Annotated in this window: 16 protein-coding genes; 8 read left to right on the forward strand and 8 right to left on the reverse strand. The window is 60.4% G+C overall.

Features of this window, described 5'->3' with window-relative positions; all coding sequences use genetic code 11:
• Both ACQQ2Q_RS02345 and ACQQ2Q_RS02350 read right to left on the reverse strand, forming a co-directional pair.
• The gene (locus ACQQ2Q_RS02345) at positions 1-1899 is read right to left on the reverse strand and encodes a putative bifunctional diguanylate cyclase/phosphodiesterase (protein WP_428185412.1); all 1899 of its coding nucleotides are present in this window, start codon (positions 1897-1899) and stop codon (positions 1-3) included.
• A gap of 247 nt (positions 1900-2146) precedes the next feature.
• Positions 2147-2641, reverse strand: coding sequence for a YcgN family cysteine cluster protein (locus ACQQ2Q_RS02350; RefSeq protein WP_428185413.1), 495 nt, complete (start codon positions 2639-2641; stop codon positions 2147-2149).
• 159 nt (positions 2642-2800) lie between these two features.
• Between ACQQ2Q_RS02350 and ACQQ2Q_RS02355 the strand changes: the two genes are divergently transcribed.
• The 4 genes from ACQQ2Q_RS02355 (at position 2801) to ACQQ2Q_RS02370 (ending at position 7576) form a co-directional block, all read left to right on the forward strand.
• The gene (locus ACQQ2Q_RS02355) at positions 2801-4981 is read left to right on the forward strand and encodes a transglycosylase domain-containing protein (protein WP_428185414.1); all 2181 of its coding nucleotides are present in this window, start codon (positions 2801-2803) and stop codon (positions 4979-4981) included.
• 158 nt (positions 4982-5139) lie between these two features.
• Positions 5140-6333 carry a GGDEF domain-containing protein gene (locus tag ACQQ2Q_RS02360; protein ID WP_428185415.1) on the forward strand — a complete coding sequence of 398 codons (1194 nt, stop codon included), beginning with the start codon at positions 5140-5142 and terminating at the stop codon, positions 6331-6333.
• Positions 6334-6447: 114 nt separating this feature from the next.
• Positions 6448-7035 carry a DUF1214 domain-containing protein gene (locus ACQQ2Q_RS02365; protein WP_428185416.1) on the forward strand — a complete coding sequence of 196 codons (588 nt, stop codon included), beginning with the start codon at positions 6448-6450 and terminating at the stop codon, positions 7033-7035.
• The gene (locus tag ACQQ2Q_RS02370; RefSeq protein ID WP_428185417.1) at positions 7028-7576 is read left to right on the forward strand and encodes a DUF1254 domain-containing protein; all 549 of its coding nucleotides are present in this window, start codon (positions 7028-7030) and stop codon (positions 7574-7576) included. Before ACQQ2Q_RS02365 ends, ACQQ2Q_RS02370 begins: the two co-directional genes overlap by 8 nt.
• A gap of 53 nt (positions 7577-7629) precedes the next feature.
• Here ACQQ2Q_RS02370 and ACQQ2Q_RS02375 read toward each other — a convergent pair whose 3' ends face one another.
• Positions 7630-7836, reverse strand: a complete 207-nt coding sequence (locus ACQQ2Q_RS02375) for a hypothetical protein (RefSeq protein ID WP_428185418.1) — start codon at positions 7834-7836, stop codon at positions 7630-7632.
• A 383-nt stretch (positions 7837-8219) separates the two neighbouring features.
• On the opposite strand from ACQQ2Q_RS02375, the gene ACQQ2Q_RS02380 reads away from it, so the two are divergent.
• Complete coding sequence (locus ACQQ2Q_RS02380) at positions 8220-9311, forward strand: DUF2336 domain-containing protein (protein ID WP_428186462.1); 1092 nt, start codon at positions 8220-8222, stop codon at positions 9309-9311.
• Positions 9312-9362: 51 nt separating this feature from the next.
• Here the strand turns inward: ACQQ2Q_RS02380 and ACQQ2Q_RS02385 are convergent, their stop codons facing one another.
• The gene (locus ACQQ2Q_RS02385; RefSeq protein WP_428185419.1) at positions 9363-10247 is read right to left on the reverse strand and encodes a LysR substrate-binding domain-containing protein; all 885 of its coding nucleotides are present in this window, start codon (positions 10245-10247) and stop codon (positions 9363-9365) included.
• A gap of 104 nt (positions 10248-10351) precedes the next feature.
• On the opposite strand from ACQQ2Q_RS02385, the gene ACQQ2Q_RS02390 reads away from it, so the two are divergent.
• Positions 10352-10555 (forward strand): DUF1127 domain-containing protein, encoded by a 204-nt coding sequence (locus ACQQ2Q_RS02390; RefSeq protein ID WP_428185420.1) that lies wholly within the window; start codon positions 10352-10354, stop codon positions 10553-10555.
• Here ACQQ2Q_RS02390 and ACQQ2Q_RS02395 read toward each other — a convergent pair.
• A complete protein-coding gene (locus ACQQ2Q_RS02395; RefSeq protein WP_428185421.1) occupies positions 10539-11165 on the reverse strand; it encodes an FMN-binding negative transcriptional regulator in 627 nt (208 codons plus the stop codon). The two genes, ACQQ2Q_RS02390 and ACQQ2Q_RS02395, sit on opposite strands and share 17 nt — an antisense overlap.
• A gap of 110 nt (positions 11166-11275) precedes the next feature.
• Complete coding sequence (locus tag ACQQ2Q_RS02400) at positions 11276-12943, reverse strand: BCCT family transporter (RefSeq protein ID WP_428185422.1); 1668 nt, start codon at positions 12941-12943, stop codon at positions 11276-11278.
• A 188-nt stretch (positions 12944-13131) separates the two neighbouring features.
• Here ACQQ2Q_RS02400 and ACQQ2Q_RS02405 point away from each other — a divergent pair, with 188 nt between their 5' ends.
• The gene (locus ACQQ2Q_RS02405; RefSeq protein ID WP_428186463.1) at positions 13132-13479 is read left to right on the forward strand and encodes a DUF1491 family protein; all 348 of its coding nucleotides are present in this window, start codon (positions 13132-13134) and stop codon (positions 13477-13479) included.
• Between the two features lie 57 nt (positions 13480-13536).
• Here ACQQ2Q_RS02405 and ACQQ2Q_RS02410 read toward each other — a convergent pair whose 3' ends face one another.
• Positions 13537-14466 (reverse strand): peptidoglycan-binding domain-containing protein, encoded by a 930-nt coding sequence (locus tag ACQQ2Q_RS02410; RefSeq protein ID WP_428185423.1) that lies wholly within the window; start codon positions 14464-14466, stop codon positions 13537-13539.
• Positions 14441-16027 carry a sensor histidine kinase gene (locus tag ACQQ2Q_RS02415; RefSeq protein WP_428185424.1) on the reverse strand — a complete coding sequence of 529 codons (1587 nt, stop codon included), beginning with the start codon at positions 16025-16027 and terminating at the stop codon, positions 14441-14443. The genes ACQQ2Q_RS02410 and ACQQ2Q_RS02415 overlap by 26 nt, the downstream gene beginning before the upstream one ends.
• Before the next feature lie 416 nt (positions 16028-16443).
• Between ACQQ2Q_RS02415 and ACQQ2Q_RS02420 the strand changes: the two genes are divergently transcribed.
• A complete protein-coding gene (locus ACQQ2Q_RS02420) occupies positions 16444-16857 on the forward strand; it encodes a DUF5330 domain-containing protein (protein WP_428185425.1) in 414 nt (137 codons plus the stop codon).
• Positions 16858-16966: the final 109 nt, after the last annotated feature.

Below are 16966 nucleotides of genomic sequence, written 5' to 3' on the forward strand. Positions count from 1 at the left end.
TCAGCTGACCTGGGCGATCATTCTGGCCTTGCGTCGTCCGCTGATTGCCAGAACGTCCGCTGCACTGACAGGTGCGCCGAAGTAATAGCCCTGAATGAGATCGGGATTGAGCGGCAGGAGTATTTCGAGTTCGGCTGAGGTTTCAACGCCTTCGATGACACTGCGCAGGTTCAGCCGCTGACACAGGCTCAAGAGACCGGCAACGATCTCGCGCGAAGTGTTGCTGGTTTTGAGCGTGCGCACGAAGCTCTGGTCGATCTTGATCTTGTCGAGCGGCAGGGTTTCGATATGGCGAAAGCTGGAATAGCCCGAGCCGAAATCGTCCAGTGCAATCCGGCAGCCGGCTGCCCGCAGGTCTTCAAGAATACTGCGGATCAATGGAAGGTCCATCATGACCGCCGTCTCGGTGATTTCAAATTCGACCCTATGCGGCGCCACGCCCGCACGCTCGATCACCGACAGGAGCTTACCCGCGATCGAGCGGCAAACCAGATCATGGGCCGACAGGTTGAAAGACAGGGTAATGTCATCGCGAAGGTTGGCCAGTGTCTGCATCGTCTTTTGAAACAAGACGGTCGTGATCATCGGCATGCGGCCCGACCGCTCGGCAATCTCGATAAACTTGTCGGGCCGGATCGCGCCCAGTCCCGCACAATTCCAGCGGGCAAGGGCCTCATAACCGGTGACCGCGGCATCGCGCACCGAATATTGCGGCTGAAACACGATATACAGTTCGTCATGCAGATCATGTTCTTGCAAGGCACGTTCCAGCGCCACCCGCTCGGTCATTTCGCGCTGCTCGCAGACATCGAAGACGACGGTCCGGCCTCTGGAGCCTGCCTTCGCCTTGTAGAGCGTGTAATCGGCACGCTCATAGAGTTCCGCGCCCGAAAGGCCTTCGCCCGGGAAACGGCAAAAGCCTGCAGACGCGCCGACGGTCAGTCTGTGCAGATCGATCATGAAGGGTTCGGACAATCGCGCAATCAAGGCATCGCATTCCCGACGGATCGTCTCGTCGGTGCAGTCATCGGGAACAATGACGGCAAATTCATCGCCACCGATCCGGCCAAGGGTAACGCCCTCACTGGACAGATTGATGGCAAGGCGCTTGACCACCGACACCAGTAGCCGGTCACCGACGACGTGACCATAGACATCGTTGATGGCCTTGAACCGGTCAAGGTCGATGACCCCGAACCAGAATGGTTTTCCGGCAGCAATCAGGCAGTCGAGCTCGTCGAAAATGGATCGTCGGTTCGGAAGCGACGTCAGGGGGTCGGTACGGGCCAGATCCTGCGCTGTTGCTGTCATTGCATCGGCTGCCAGACGGGCCTCTATCTGCTTGAGGACCGCCTTGCGCAGCAACCAGGTCATGCCGAAGGCGGCAAATGAGCCGGCAACGCCGATGAACATATACTGTTCGGCGGTCGCGGCATCGGCCTGCTGGGAAAGCCAGAACAAGGTGCCGATCGACAGGACGATACTGGCAAGGGTGACCCTCAGTGTCACGCCGGAGGTGGAAAAGACGACGGCCATCAGCACGAAATAGATCAGCTTCGACGGCTCGAAATGAACCAGCATATGGACCAGAACATTGGCATACATCAGCAGATTGATGGCCAGCCCCGTCCGTTCCAGCAAGCCCAGATCGACCTGACGCCCGGCCAGAACAACCTGGCGCAGGAGCGCATAGGAGATCGCGGTGATAAAACTGAGGCTGGCCAGAATTGCCAGATTGGTGCCTGTCTCGTCACGCCAATGGCCCCAGGTGACGAACAGATAATAGGCACATCCGGGAACCAGGAAACCGCGCACGATCGGGACATAGGCCTCGGCGAGCGCCTGCCGATGGCGCCCATCGCCCCATGTCGTACAGTATTGCCCAATTGCCTTCAGCATGCCGCCCCCCGGAACCTTTGTTCTGGAGTGCGCTAACGCCGGGCCTCTTGCTGTAAGGGCAGACCGGATCTTCGTCATCGCAGCTTAGAACGATGGGGGATGACTACAGATTTCCATTTAAGGCAGGATTAATTTAGCAACTAAAAACCGATCTGGCCGCAATAATTCCGCACCTCGATTGAATGAAACGCGCCCGCAGCATCGTTTAATTGATCGAGATCAAGAACAGGACGGGCATATGCCGACTTCAGATATTGCCTGATCCCGCTATCGTCGGATCCGGCTCGTTCTCGCGCAGCACATCCCAGTCGATCAGATAGTCCTCGAAGTCTTCGACCGGTACATCCTCTTCCGACACCGTGCGGCCGCTGGCGGAGATGCCGGCTTCGTGGACGGTGTTGCGTTCGCCGGACACCAGATAGTGCCACCAGTAGAGATCGCGGCCCTCATCCACCAGACGATAGGCACAGGTCGGCGGTAGCCAGGCAATGTCCTCGACACCTTCCACGGTGAGCTGGATGCAATCGGGCACCGTGTCCTGTCGGTTCTCATAGTCCTTGCAGCGACAGCTCTTGTCATCCAGCAGGCGACAGGCGACCGAGGTGAAGGCAATGGCGCCGGTTTCCCAGTCTTCAAGCTTGTTGAGACAACAGAGCCCGCAGCCATCGCACAGGCTTTCCCACTCATCATTACTCATCTGGGAGAGCGATTTGTGTTTCCAGAATGGAACGGTCTCAGTCATTTTTGATCTTCCAAAGCCCTCATATCAGGCTTTTCTACTTGTTCTTTCCGTGCACATGTCTCATCTATTTGTGCAATAGATCGCGCATTTCGGGCTAGCTCTGGCCGTTCGGGCAGGCCACGTCAAGCTTCTGCGCGCGGGTGAAGACAGGATTTTTGCGTGCAGGACCAGGATCAGCCAGGCCGGAAAAAGCGTCTCAAGCGCCATTTTCTCCTTCGTATCGACAGCTGGATCGACTCGACGCTCTGGAGCGCAGGTTTCCGTGCCGGCGAAATCTGGGAAGACATCACCATCTTCTCGCGCAAGTTCCGCATGCGCGGATGGAAGCGCTGGGTCTTCGAAATCCTGGGGGAAGGCATGACGCTGGGCACCGCCGGTGCTGTCCTCATGCTCGCGCTTGCCTTGCCTGCCTTTCAAGAAACCACCAAAGATTGGCGAAGTCGTGGCAATTTCGCCGTGACCTTCCTCGACCGCTACGGCAACGAGATCGGCCATCGCGGTATCATCCACGAAAACTCGGTGCCGGTGGACCAGTTGCCGGATCATTTCATCAAGGCCGTTCTGGCAACGGAAGATCGCCGCTTCTTCTCCCATTTCGGCATCGATTTCCTAGGCCTTGCCCGCGCCATGAGCGAAAACGCCAAGGCCGGCGGCGTGGTCCAGGGCGGCTCGACGCTGACCCAGCAGCTGGCGAAAAACCTGTTTTTGACCAATGAGCGCTCGCTGGAGCGCAAGATCAAGGAAGCCTTCCTGGCGCTGTGGCTGGAGGCCAACCTGTCGAAGAAGGAAATTCTCTCCACCTATCTCGACCGCGCCTATATGGGTGGCGGCACCTTCGGGGCAGCGGCTGCCTCGCAGTTCTATTTTGGCAAGAACCTCACCGAGGTGAACCTTGCCGAAAGCGCCATGCTGGCCGGCCTGTTCAAGGCGCCGGCAAAATATGCGCCGCATGTGAACCTGCCGGCAGCGCGTGCCCGCGCCAACGAAGTGCTGACCAACATGGTCCAGGGCGGGCTGATGAGCGAAGGTCAGGTGATTGCCGCGCGGCGTAATCCGGCAACCGTTATCGACCGCGACGAAAAGGAAGCGCCCGACTATTTCCTGGACTGGGCCTTCGATGAGGTACAGCGCATTGCCGCACGCATGCCGGAGCATTCGCTGGTGGTGCGCACCACGATCGATCTGGGCCTGCAACAGGCGGCAGAGGCGGCGGTGGAATCCAGCCTGCGCGAATATGGCGAGGGTTTCCATGTGCGCCAGGGCGCGCTGGTGATGATCGAAAACGGCGGGGCTGTGCGCGCCATGGTGGGCGGGCGCGACTATGGCGAAAGCCAGTTCAACCGCGCCTCCCGCGCGCTGCGCCAGCCCGGTTCGTCCTTCAAGATCTACACCTATTCGCTGGCCATGGAAAAAGGCATGACGCCGGACAGCCCGATTGTCGACGCGCCGATCCACTGGGGCAACTGGAACCCGCATAATTATGGCAACAGCTATGCCGGGCGGATCGATATCAAGACCGCACTGGCAAAGTCGATCAACACCATTCCGGTGCGGCTGGCCAAGGAAAAGCTTGGGCCAAACCCGATCGACCAGATTATTGCGCAGGCCAAGAAATTCGGCGTGGAGACCCCGATCCGCAAGGATGTGACCATCCCGATCGGAACCTCGGAAGTGACCGTGCTCGATCAGGCGACCGCCTATGCGGTGTTTCCCGCCGGCGGCCTGCAATCGCGCCGGCACGGCATTGCGCAGATCATGACCTATGGCGGCGACGTGCTTTACGATTTCGACCGCGACGAACCGCCACCGGAACGGGTTCTGTCGGAAACGGCTGCTTCCTATATGAACCAGATGCTGACGCGCGTTCCCTATGTGGGCACGGCGCGGCGCGCGGCGGTCGATGGCGTTCTCACCGGCGGCAAGACCGGCACGACGCAAGCCTATCGCGATGCGTGGTTCTGCGGCTTTACCGGCAATTATACCGCAGCCGTCTGGTTCGGAAATGACGACTATACCTCATCGGCCAATATGACCGGCGGTTCTCTGCCGGCCATGACCTTCAAGAAGCTGATGGATTACGCGCATCAGGGGATCGAGCTGAAGCCGATCCCGGGCGTCGACAACCCGCTACCCGATGGCCCGCGACTGGCCAGCAAGATCGGCAAGAGTGGTTCAGCGGATGACGATACCGTGCCTGAGCTGATCCGGCCACGCACATTGTCTGCGCAATCGACCCGGATCGTGCGCGAGGCAGCCCGTCTTCTGCGCGATGCCGCACCGCTGACGCGTGATGCGCAGACGACGGCCAGCATCGAGCCCGAGCCGGCGGCTCTGCGGTAAGACATACCGTTTGAGGTTGATTAACCATCGATATCACCAGAACTGTTTCCGGCTGGCCGATACCCCAAAGTTTAAAGCGGAATTAACCGACCAAGCCGCATTGGTCTGGTCGACGCCATGATCGGCGCGACCGTAAGACAATTGCGAGTAAACATCTCATGACGAGCTGGCTTGGCCTCGACGCACGCCCCACACTGACAGACGAAGAGCGCACCGCCTATGACGCCTCAAGGGTCGAGGCACGAGCGCATGTTCTGTTTCAGACTGTGACGGCGATCTGCGCCTTCTACCTGTCCTATATCGTGGTGGATTACCTGCTGGTGCCGGATGCCTTTGAGTTGGCTGTCCTGTTGCGCTTCGGCGTCGTGCTGCCCATCGCGATCCTGTTATTGGCCTATCTGCGCAGCTCTGCACCGCTGCGGCACAAGGAAGTGGCAGCGCTTTGCGTCTCGGTCAGCGGTAATCTTTTCTGGTGCGTGATTGTGGTTTCCAGCCATAATCCTTCGGTGCTGAGCTATTATTATGCAGCACTGGTGTTCCAGGCGGTGATTGCCATTGCAGCCAAGACGCCGTTCATTCCAAGCCTCATTGCCAGCCTCGTCACCTTCGTCATCAATTACAGCTTTATCTGGTTCCTCTCCGGTTCGACGCCCGACTATGTGTTCCAGCATTTCGTGGTCTACATGCCCGTCTTTCTGCTGACGATGGTGACCTGTCACCAGCTTGAGGCAGAACGGTTGATCGTGTTCAAGCAGGCCCATGAGAACGAGCTTTTGAAGGCCGAGCTTTCGCGCCAGAACGAGGATCTTGCAAGGCTCTCCTTCACCGATCCCCTGACCCGGCTTGCCAACCGACGCGGCACCGATGCGGCGCTAGCGGCAATGCGAGACGGCAAGGTGAAAGGGCTTGGCAATGCGGCACTGTTCATCATCGACATCGACAAGTTCAAGACCTTCAACGACAATTACGGCCATGCCGCCGGCGATCACTGTCTGGCGATGGTGGCCGCTGCCCTGGAACAGGAAACTGCTCCCTTGATGCATATCGGTCGCCATGGCGGCGAGGAATTTCTGGCGTTCCTTCCCGATTGCGACGGGGCCAGAGCCTCGCTGCTGGCCAAGCAGCTTTGCGGCGCGGTGGCGGCAATGGATATTCGTCACGATTTCACCGGCACCAGCGAGAACCGCATCACCGTCAGCATCGGTGTGGCCTGTGGTTCCCTGGAGAGCACCGAGCAGACGCATGCCCTGTCGAAGAGGGCGGATGAAGCTCTCTACGCAGTCAAGAATGGCGGGCGCAATGGCTGGTTGGTGGCACAGGTTTCCAGACCGAAGGCAAGCAGCGCGGCATAGGGAGAGGCCCTGACCCGGCGTCGTCCAGCCTGTGCGCGTTGACGACGCCTCTTTCCCTTGTGGCGGAATCAGGCTACCCCTCGACAATCGTTCACCGAGGATTTGAACCGCATCGTGTTCCGGGTTCCGCTGCTCATTGCCGTCGCTCTTCTGATTGCCTTTGGCGGCGGTATCGGCTCGACGATTTCTGCGCTCAATGCCTCTGCCGGTGCAGGCGGCATTCACGTCGGTGCCTGGGCCGCCTACCCGCTTGGCCAGACCGAGGCAGCCGATCCTTACGCCAAATCGCATCGGGCCCGCGCCGGACTATTGCTGCTGGGGAGCGCCGAAGGGCTGACATTTTCAGCGACCGAAGATGATGACGGCGAACGCCTGACCGGCACCTGCAGCTACCGTATTCACGGCACCACCCCACAGGCGAGAGCCTGGACGCTGTTTGCTGCCGATCTTTCCGGCCAGCCCCTGCCGATCCCGCAGGAACTGCCGGCGGCTTACAACTCCCGTACCGTATTGCGCGAACCGGATGGAAGCTTTGCCATCACGCTGTCGCCGACCGCCAAGCCGATGAACTGGCTGGCATTGCCGGATACCGGCTATTTCACGCTGATCCTGCGGCTGCTGGATACGCCGGCTGCGGGCAATTCGGGCCTGCTCGATCTCGACATGCCAAATGTCGAGAAGATCGGCTGCGGTCATGAATAAGGTCTTGCTGGCCGTTGCCACCGGCCTGATCGGGGCTGCCGTTCTGCACATCATCATCATCTTGTCGGTGCCGCATTTCACGGGACGCGATGCCTATACGCGCGTTCAGGCCGAGGGCGAGGCAAACGACTTCCATCCGCTATCGGCCGATATCGACGAGGCGGGCCTCTCCAATATGGATCCGTTTCTCAGGACGGCGGTGTGCCATTTCGATACGACATCCGCACCGGTGCGGCTTTTGGCACAAAACGGGCGGACATTCTGGTCGGTTGCCATTTTCGATGCCGACGCCAATGAAGTGTTCAGCATGAATGACCGGACATCGGTGGATGGGGTGCTGGATGTGCTGATCGCCTCGCCTCAGCAGGTTGCCCGCATCCGCAGGGCACCGCCGGACGTTCTTTCGCAATCGATCATTGTGGAAATGCCTGCACGCAACGGTTACGCGGTTCTTCGCATCATGGTGCCACAGCCCAGTTTCGAAGAGGGCGCCAAAGCCTTTCTGAGCGAAGCGGCCTGTGCGCAGTTCGCCGGGCTTTAGGCTGCGGCTTCGGCCTTCAGGACGGGCCGCGACCTCTGCTGATCTCGACCTGTTCAGGCCTGATCGACATCCTTCTTTCCAACGCCGCGGGCTACGCGCTTGGCCTTGTTTTGCAGGGGCTTTCCTGCCGCCGGACTGTCTTCAAAACGCTCGTAACGAATGCCGGTGAACAAAAGGATGGCCGCCTCGCCGCCGTCGACAGGCGATGTCCTGCCACGCTGACGGGCGATCCTTTCATGTATCGATATGACCTCTGCCATGTGTCGTCTCCAATGCAAGCCATGAGACGGATGAAGAGAACTCGATTTCACCCTGCCCTTGTATATTCAAGGGCTGGCGCATCTCCGGATGGCGCGGTCATTTGGCGCCGTAATCCAGAGGCATTTGCGCCGTTCTCGTCGCGATGGGCCTTCAGACCAAAGTCCTCAGGCCAGGAACGCGTACGCCGTCTGATCCCAGACAACCGAAACAAATCACTGCTTCGATCTAACTATCATATGACGCCACAGGATAGTTAACAACTTTCTAATGAATTAGAGCTAGATTGAATTAAATGTGATGCGTTTGTGTGGGTTGAGTTGTGAACAATCAGTTTCGGGAATTGGAGCGGCCAGAGGCCGTGCGTAAAAAGGATGTGGTGTTGATGGCGACCGTTTCGGGCTTGGAGAGCCTGTCGTTTCCGTCCAAATCGGAACTGCGCCAGTTCGCAGAACTGTTTGCACCGCTGTTCCAGGCATCCTCCGACGAGGCCAGACGCCAGGCGGTGGCCGCCCTGTCGCAAAGTCCGCAGGTGCCGCCCGCCGTGGCCCATTTCATCGCATCGCAACCGATTTCGATTGCAGCGCCGTTTCTGGCATCCTCGCCCTGCATGAGCGACGATCTGCTGATCCTGATTGCCCGCACACAAGGGGCCGCCCATGCCCGCGCCATCGTGCGCCGCGAGGCGCTGTCGCCGCGGGTCATCGACGCGCTGGTGGGACTGCGTCACGAACACAGAACGGCGGCCGACAAGACGCATGCTCACAATGCGACGCCGCGTTTCATGAAGGTCGCGCCGGACGAGACGCAGGTTGCCAAACCCGAACCGGTTCAAACCGTGGCACCGGCCAAGACGCCTGCCCCGATGGAAGCCAGGGCCAAGCCGGCTGCGCAGGTAAACCCAATCGCTCAGCCGCAAGAGCAGCGCGGCATGCGCGAGGAAGAACTGCGCCAGACGATCCGTTCGCTGAGCGCCCATCTCCATCGCCCCGAAAGCGACCGCCTCGGTCTCTTCTCGCTGTCGCCGCTGCAGGAAGCGCTGATGGTGCGGTTTGCCCGTTCGCGCGAGGGTGGTCACTTTGCCACCACGCTTGCCAATGCGATGTCTTCCAGCCGCTGGCTGGCCGAACGCATTCTGCTGGACATCTCCGGCCGTCAGCTTGCGGTCACCCTGATCGGGCTTGCAATGAATTTCGAAGATGCGGTCTATGTGCTGACGCGGCTCTATCCGCAGCTGGCCCGCATGGACGCCGATGCCAATCGTGCCGCCAACCTGCTTGCCTCTCTCAACCCGGTGGAATGCGAGGAGCGGATCGAGGCCTGGCTCAAGGCCGATCGCTACACTTTCGCGGACGACAGGGCGCAGGACGAGATGCCGAAGCTTCAGGCCGCCAACGCCTCGGGCAATAGCGCCGGCACCCGAAACACAGCCTCGCATGCGCGCCAGAGATTGCTGGCGCTGAAAGGTCGACGCTGAGGTGGCGACGATGCCGCTCCATGCAGGGCGGCATTCCTTGCGAGCTGATCGCTAAACCGCCGCAGCCGTCTGCATCCCCGACAGCGGACCGAAGGCTTCGCGGATCATCTCGGCCAGGCCGTCTATGGCCGGGGCTGCTCGGTTGGGGTTGCGCTTGAGCACGACGCGGGACGAGTCGACGGGCGGAAAACCATCGGCCAATGTCAGCTCGCGGCAGCCGGGCGGGATGTTGCTGCGGGCCAGAGGGGCAATGCCGAGGCCTGCGGTAACGGCGGCGCGCAGACTGTTGCTGGTGTCGCAGCTATAGGCAATGCGGTAGGCGATGGTGTGCTGTTCCAGCGCGCGGATGGCAAAATCGCGGCACCAGCTCGAGCGCAGGTAGATGGCGATGGGAACCGGGTTCTGGTGATGGCAGCCATGGGCATCGGAGGTTGTCCAGACGGTCGGATCGACAGCCAGAACTTCGCCGGAATTGGTCTCGCTCCATTCGAAGATGACAGCCAGATCCAGCTCATCATTGTCCAGCGCCGCCATCTGCTGCGAGGAATAGCCGCACAGCACCGTGACCTCGGTTGCCGGATGGCGTTCGGCAAAGGCTGCCAGAGCCCTTGGCAGGATGGTGGTGCTGTATTCTTCGGGAATGCCGATGCGGACCGGGCCATCGAGCGGCCGGGTGCGCATGGCCGCCGAGGTCTCATCGACCAGACCGACGATGCGGCGGGCATAGGGCAAGAGACGTGCCCCATCCTCCGTCAGCGCCATACCGCGCGGACCGCGGGCAAAAAGCGGTGCGCCGGCCACCTCTTCCAGACGCTTGACCTGCATGCTGACGGCGGACTGGGTGCGGCCCAGAAGCGTTGCCGCATGGGTCACATTTTCCGCCTCGGCCACCGTGAGGAAGATTCGCAGGAGATCGCTTTCGAGGGGTAACGCCATGGATCTAGCAATCTGTTTTTCGAATGCCTGCCATCATGACTATTCGTTTGTAAAATGTCCAGCGGCGTCGATGATGGGGTCATTCGTTAGCGGGAGTGGAGCACATGAATGTCGTTGGAAGCCTTGCCATTGCCCTTTGGCGCCTCATCAAGCGATGGCGGCGTTCATCCATGCTACGGAATGAACTGAAGATGATCGCGGTCAGACCGTCAGACCACCTGCTGGACGATCTGGGGTTGACGCGGGAACAGGCCCGCAAGATGAGCAAGGAACGAGACTATCGACGGATCGTCAGTCCGTGGGAATGAGCGGGGCGACATTTCGATCGGAAGGACGGTCGCTTGCGGCCAGCCCCTCGGAAACGCCCCTGCGGTCAGCCTGCGTTCTGTTCTGGCTCATCTTGCGCTTGCCCTGAAGCGCGGTGACGGGAATGCGCAGGCCGACAATGCCGCGCATATGGGCCTTGATATAGGCCTCCGGCGCGTCGCTGACCGCCCAGGGGCTTGAACGCCCGCTCTCATGCAGATCGGTCAGGCGGCTGACGACAGCGTGCAGGCTATCCGGATCATCGAAGAATTCGACCGGGCCGCGCGCCTCGACTGCCTCATAATTCCACGTCGGCACGACCTTGCCATGCTCGGCCTTGGCCGCATACCAGGACGGCGAAATATAGGCATCGGCTCCCATGAAGAGAACCAGGGCATTGCCCCGGACGGGGGCCTGCCAATGGGGATTGGCGCGCGCCACATGACCATAGAGCACGCCCATCTCGCCTTCCGCCTCATCGATGAACATCGGCAATGCCGTGGCGATCGGACCGTCGGTGCTGGCTGTCACGAACTGGGCAAGCCGGCAGGCGCGGATCATGGCGATCAGCGACGAATGGTCGTCTTCAGCGAATGCGGGCGGGGTGTACATCGGCATCTCCACGGCTGGACCGTGACCGATATAGCCTGAGATGGCGCAAAAACAAATCCACAGCGGTGGATGAGGAGGCGCCGGCCGGTGACCGGCGCCTCCGTCCGTTTTTAGCGGGGCTCTGCCGAGAGGCCCTTGACCAGCGCGAAGCAGGCGCCGAGCAGGACCAGCGTGAAGGGCAGTCCGGTGGAGACGGCCATGGCCTGAAGGGCCACGAGACCGCCGCCGAGCAGAAGCGCAATGGCAACCAGGCCTTCGAAGGTGGCCCAGAACACACGCTGCGGAACAGGCGCATTGACCTTGCCACCGGCAGAGATGGTGTCGATGACCAGCGAGCCGCTGTCGGACGAGGTCACGAAGAAGACCACGACCAGGATGATCCCCACCATGGACGTCAGGCCCGTGAGCGGCAGTTGCGACAGCATTTCGAACAGCTTCAGTTCAAGGGCTGCATCCTGAACCGAGGTCAGGCCCTGATTGACGACCTGGCTGATGGCTGTGCCACCCAGCGCCGTCATCCAGATGACAGACACCAGCGACGGGATGATCAGCACGGCCAGCAGGAATTCGCGCACGGTGCGCCCCCGGCTGACGCGGGCAATGAACATGCCGACGAAGGGCGACCACGAAATCCACCAGGCCCAGTAAAACGCGGTCCAGCCCTGACGGAAGTTATCGTCGGTGCGGCCAAACGGGTTCGACAATGCCGGCAGATGTTCGACATAGGATGCCAGATTGAGGAAGATGCCGGAGGCGATCTGCGCTGTCGGTCCAAAGAAGATGATGAACAGCAACAGCAACAGGGCCAGCCCCATGTTGATTTCCGACAGGAGCCTTACGCCGCGTTCCATGCCGGCAACCACCGAGGCCGTGGCAATACCGGTGATGATGATGATCAGGAAGACCATCTCGCCGGTGCTGGACGCGAAACCGAACAGGAAGTCGAGACCCGCCGATGCCTGTTGCGCACCGATACCCAGAGAGGTTGCCAGACCGAACAGGGTGGCAAAGACGGCGAGGATGTCGATGACATGGCCCGGCCAACCCCAGACGCGCTCGCCCAGAATGGGGTAGAAGACCGAGCGCAGGGTGAGCGGAAGCCCCTTGTTATAGGCAAAGAGCGCCAGCGACAAAGCAACGATGGCATAGATTGCCCAGGGGTGCAGTGCCCAATGGAAGATCGTGGCCGCCATGGCGAGCCGTCTCGATCCCTCGGCATCGCCAACGGCACCATCCAAGGGTGCCCAGTCGGTGCGCACGCCATCTTCGAAGACCGGTCCGCCAAAGGCTGCGGTGTAATTGCCCAGCGGTTCGGACACACCGTAGAACATCAAACCGATGCCCATGCCGGCGGCAAACAGCATGGAGAACCATGACAGATAGCGGAAATCCGGTTTTGCATCCGGTCCGCCGAGCCTGATCTTGCCATAGGGCGTGAAGATCAGCCCCAGCGCCAGCAGCAGGAAGATGTTGCCCGACAGAAGGAAGAACCAGTCGAGGCTTCCCGTCAGCGTATCGCGCAAGCCGGTGAAAACGGGCTCGAGCGTGGACTGGAAAATGAGCGTGATGATGGTGAAGGCAAAGATCGAAAGTGCCGAAACGCTGAAGACGACATTGTGAATGTCGAGCTCGAAGACGAAGCGGCGGCGGTAGTTGATGTTATCCTGACCGATTTCGTAGTCCGTGGTGATGACTTCGGTCGCCCCCTGTGGAGCAGGAACGGCTTCAACGCCTTCCTGAGCGGTGCTGTTGTCAGCATCGTGCGGAGTGTCGTTCATAGATGTCCCCCTGTATGCATCAGATGGACCCCGGCTCAGCCGAGGCCAAGTGCGCCGTTATTGCAATTAATGAGCACCAATGCAAATTACGGCAAAATCATGTATCGGCGCTTGTGGACAAGCTAGGGCGCATAATGCCGAAGGCAATCCCCCTTCCCCCAAGTCTTCCCGTCGGTTACACCGCTGCCATGCGCCTCAAGACAGATATCTTTGCCTCCGCCCTTATTCGCCGCGTCTTTTCCCAAGGCGGCTTTGCCGCGATCGAACGCAAGGGGGCGGAATCCGCCGGCGCACTGTTCATCCGCCAACGCTTTCGCGACGGTCTGGAAACCCTTTACGGGCCGGCACCGCAGAGCTTTGCCATGGACGACGACGCGGATTTGGGCCGGACATTCGAGGTGCGGCTTTCACGCGCCGAAGCGGCAGAGGTCGGTGATCTGCTGGCGCGCGAATTGACATGGGACAGCGATCTCTGGGTGGTGGAGATCGAGACCGACGAGATTGGCGATCTGATTTCGGTGAGCGGCGGGGACTAGTGCTGCTCCTGTCCGGTAGATGCAGGATTGCCGCTCATGCCCCGGTCTCCTTGACCCTCACAGTGCGCCGATGGACTTCAGCTTCTTGAGCACCGCTTCATTCGGCTCTCCGGTCTCCGGCAGCCTGTAGTGCCGCTCGAAGTGGCGGATGGCGGCCTTGGTCTGGTCGCCGGCGACGCCATCGACGCTGACATCGGCATAGGCGATGTTGGAGAGGCCGCGCTGGATTTCCATGATCAGGTTTGCCTGCTCAGTCAGACTTTCCGGATCCGGGATGACCATGGATGTGTTCTTTTGAGCAGGCGTCGTGACAACCGTCTTTTCGGCGCTGCGGATGGCGGCTGCAACCGGATCGATGGCGGCGGACGGTTTGCTCAGATCTTCGGCAGGACGTGCCAGAGGAATAGCGGCAGTGGCGCTGCTGTCCACACGAAGTGCCGCCAGAAGCTCCGGGCTCGCCTCGCCGGTCTCGGCCATGCCAACTGTTTTCTGGAAGGCGATGATGGCACCGCGGGTCATGGGACCGGATACGCCGTCATCTGCCCCGTCATAAAGGCCGCGTCGCTTCAACTCGCGCTGGACCGCCATGGTGAGACCGGCAGCATCGGATTGCTCGGGCGCCTTGGTGGCCAGTTCATCGGCGGCCGGCGTGGTGCCCGGTGCCTTGGTGTCATCGCCCTCTCGGGCAATGCGATAGGTCACAACGTCCGCGGCATCGCGGTTGAGCATGGGGTTCTGGTTGACGCCGGTCAGGGCAAAGAAGTCCTTGGCGTCACGGGTCCGCAGATACGGCGACGGGTGGCGCCCCGGCTGATACCACAGCGCGTTGGCGGCCACGAAGCCGAAGACGATGGCGAAACAGGTTGCGCCACCGAAGAAGACGGGATGCCGGGAGACAAGCCGGCCGAATGCGGCGGCGCCGAGCGTGAAAACTCTCAGCGCGCGCGCTGCGGGTTTCGGCTCAGGCGATTTTCGCTTTCGCGCCATTGATCACGTTTTCCTTTTCTTGCCCGAAGGTCTTTGCATCACTGTTGTTGGCAGCCTTGAGACGTGGCGGGAACTCCACCATGGTCTGCTCGTCATCGTTTGCGACCAGCTTCACGCCGGACCCATCGGCCGGAACGAGAATGGTGACGACTGTGCCCTCACCCCGGTGGCTTTCGATCTCGAAGCTGCCGCCATGAAGAGCCGTCAGCCCCTTGACCAGCGACAGTCCAAGGCCGGAGCCTTCGTAGCGACGGGACAGTTCGTCATGGGCCTGGGTAAACGGTTGGCCGAGAATGGCCATCTTTTCCGGTGCAATGCCGATGCCGGTATCGCTGACGACGAGCTTCAGATTGCCCGCTTCCAGTACCGCGTCGACAATGACCGCGCCACCCTGTTCCGTAAACTTGATGGCGTTGCCCACGAGATTGATCAGGATCTGGCGCAGGGCACGCTGATCGGCGACCACCTCTCCCAGACCGCGACCGATGCGGCTGGTGAGCACCACACCCTTTTCACGGGCCTGAAGGGCCAGCATGTTTTCGCAGTCCTTGACGGCGGTGCTGACGACAAAAGGCTCGACCATCAGTTCATAGCGACCGGCCTCGATGCGCGACATGTCGAGCATGGCGTTGACCACGGACAGAAGATGCGCGCCGGACTGGCGGATCAGTTGCACATATTCGCGCTGGCGGTCGTTTTCGAGCTTGCCGAAATATTCGCCGGCGAGGATATCGGAAAAGCCGAGAATGGCATTGAGCGGCGTGCGCAGTTCATGACTGACGGCTGCCAGAAACCGTGATTTGGTCTCGTTTGCCGCCTCTGCCTCATCCTTCAAGGTATCGACTTCGCCACGCAGCTGCATCTCGCCGGCCACGTCGAGCATCTGACCGGTAAAGCCAAGAAGGCTGCCGTCTGCTGCGCGTGCTGCCGTCAGGTCGAGACGAACTGTGGCGAATTGCGCCAGGGCACGGTCCAGAGACGAGCGTTCCAGGCGAAGGTCAGCCTTGGCTGTATCGGCTCCCTGGCGCAGCGTATCCAATGCGCTGAGGAACGGAATGCGGTCGGAGACATAGAATTGTTCGGCAAGGGCGCGCCCCATGGGGTCGCGCATATAAGACATGAAGCTGTCGCGATCACGACCGTCCAGTGCCAGGACATGGCCCGAGGGATCCAGAGAGACAATCAGACCCGGGCAGACGGCAGAGGTTATTGCCGGCAGCGTTGCGGAATTTTCCGCCACGTTGGGCATCTGGGTGTTTGCGCGCGAGATGCCGAGCACCAGAACGGCCGTCAACAGGAAGGCGGCCAGCACGACCGCGAAACCGAAGGGCATGGCGATGGCGGGGCCGAGCGTGAAGGACAAGGCACTTGGAAGGGCAACGAGCGGAAGGGCAAAGCCGATGGCCAGACGGCGCAGCAGCATCGCTTCGTGCTGAGCCGAATCCTCTGCCTCGGCTGCCTGCTCCTGGCCGATACCCGACGCGCGACGGAAAACCGTCAAAGCCGATCCAGCAATGTTACTCAAAACTCGCACGCAATACACATCCCGATATGGGTTCATTTCGAAGCCCGACATTAGGCCCGGGCGCTTAAAGAAAAGATAAGGCGGAGGCTTCGAGCCGCCCCGGGAAGGCGCAGAACGACCCGAAATGAGACATCCGGACAGGCAATGAAAAACGTGGTTAACGGGGGGTAAGCGCTTATTTCCACATAGAAATTAACCTATTCACATCTCAGACGCGGTGAAATGCCCTACGGTGCCGCATGTCTGCCGCAAACATGCTTAACGATGACCGGAACAAGTTGAGACAAAAACACATTAAATGCAGGAATTCGGCTTTTTAGACGAATTTGCCGAAAAGCCGAGCGAGTTTTGCAAATCGTTCTTTGCACACCGGGCTTAGGTTGACGGAACAAGGCCGGGATGACCGGCGAAGAACCGGCTGAAGCCGGCAGCAATACGGATGGGTCAAGACAATGTGGTTTCTGATCAAAGGGACAATCTGGTTGACGGTGGTGCTTGTCGCCCTGTCATTCTTCGGCAACAGCCCCGATACCAGTTCCGAGCCAACACCGCCCTTCGAAGTGGCCGGCGCCGTGACGGCTGCCAGCGGCATCTACCAGTATATGACCCAGATCTGCCTTGAAAAACCCGATGTCTGCGAAAAGGGCGCAAAGACGATTGCAGCGCTTGGACACCGTGCCCGCGAGGGCGCCTATGTGGCCATCGGCTTGATCGACACCCAGCTTGGCGAAGAAGATGGCGTCAGCACCGGCGCTGCCAAGCTGGAGACGGCTGTCCTTGGCGCCGACGACCAGCCGATGCCTGCTCTTGTGACCGGTACCATTACACCTTCCATTCCCGTGCCGATGCAGCGTCCGACGCGCTGAGGCCTTCCCCTTCAGAATTCAGGGCCGTCGCGGCGGCCCTCACCCCAGATCCTGTGCCGGGTCATTGACCGTTTCTCTCTTGAACACGATGTCCCGGCGCTTGTCGTGC

Origin of the sequence: Agrobacterium sp. ES01 (genome assembly GCF_050320885.1) — a bacterium.
Lineage (GTDB): Bacteria > Pseudomonadota > Alphaproteobacteria > Rhizobiales > Rhizobiaceae > Allorhizobium.

Excerpts from the sequence above, each read along its gene's own strand:
- ACQQ2Q_RS02345 (WP_428185412.1), bottom strand. The coding sequence starts at position 1,899 with ATGCTGAAGGCAATTGGGCAATACTGTACGACATGGGGCGATGGGCGC.
- ACQQ2Q_RS02350 (WP_428185413.1), bottom strand. The coding sequence starts at position 2,641 with ATGACTGAGACCGTTCCATTCTGGAAACACAAATCGCTCTCCCAGATG.
- ACQQ2Q_RS02360 (WP_428185415.1), top strand. The coding sequence starts at position 5,140 with ATGACGAGCTGGCTTGGCCTCGACGCACGCCCCACACTGACAGACGAA.
- ACQQ2Q_RS02370 (WP_428185417.1), top strand. The coding sequence starts at position 7,028 with ATGAATAAGGTCTTGCTGGCCGTTGCCACCGGCCTGATCGGGGCTGCC.
- ACQQ2Q_RS02375 (WP_428185418.1), bottom strand. The coding sequence starts at position 7,836 with ATGGCAGAGGTCATATCGATACATGAAAGGATCGCCCGTCAGCGTGGC.
- ACQQ2Q_RS02380 (WP_428186462.1), top strand. The coding sequence starts at position 8,220 with ATGGCGACCGTTTCGGGCTTGGAGAGCCTGTCGTTTCCGTCCAAATCG.
- ACQQ2Q_RS02385 (WP_428185419.1), bottom strand. The coding sequence starts at position 10,247 with ATGGCGTTACCCCTCGAAAGCGATCTCCTGCGAATCTTCCTCACGGTG.
- ACQQ2Q_RS02390 (WP_428185420.1), top strand. The coding sequence starts at position 10,352 with ATGAATGTCGTTGGAAGCCTTGCCATTGCCCTTTGGCGCCTCATCAAG.
- ACQQ2Q_RS02395 (WP_428185421.1), bottom strand. The coding sequence starts at position 11,165 with ATGTACACCCCGCCCGCATTCGCTGAAGACGACCATTCGTCGCTGATC.
- ACQQ2Q_RS02400 (WP_428185422.1), bottom strand. The coding sequence starts at position 12,943 with ATGAACGACACTCCGCACGATGCTGACAACAGCACCGCTCAGGAAGGC.
- ACQQ2Q_RS02405 (WP_428186463.1), top strand. The coding sequence starts at position 13,132 with ATGCGCCTCAAGACAGATATCTTTGCCTCCGCCCTTATTCGCCGCGTC.
- ACQQ2Q_RS02410 (WP_428185423.1), bottom strand. The coding sequence starts at position 14,466 with ATGGCGCGAAAGCGAAAATCGCCTGAGCCGAAACCCGCAGCGCGCGCG.
- ACQQ2Q_RS02415 (WP_428185424.1), bottom strand. The coding sequence starts at position 16,027 with ATGAACCCATATCGGGATGTGTATTGCGTGCGAGTTTTGAGTAACATT.
- ACQQ2Q_RS02420 (WP_428185425.1), top strand. The coding sequence starts at position 16,444 with ATGTGGTTTCTGATCAAAGGGACAATCTGGTTGACGGTGGTGCTTGTC.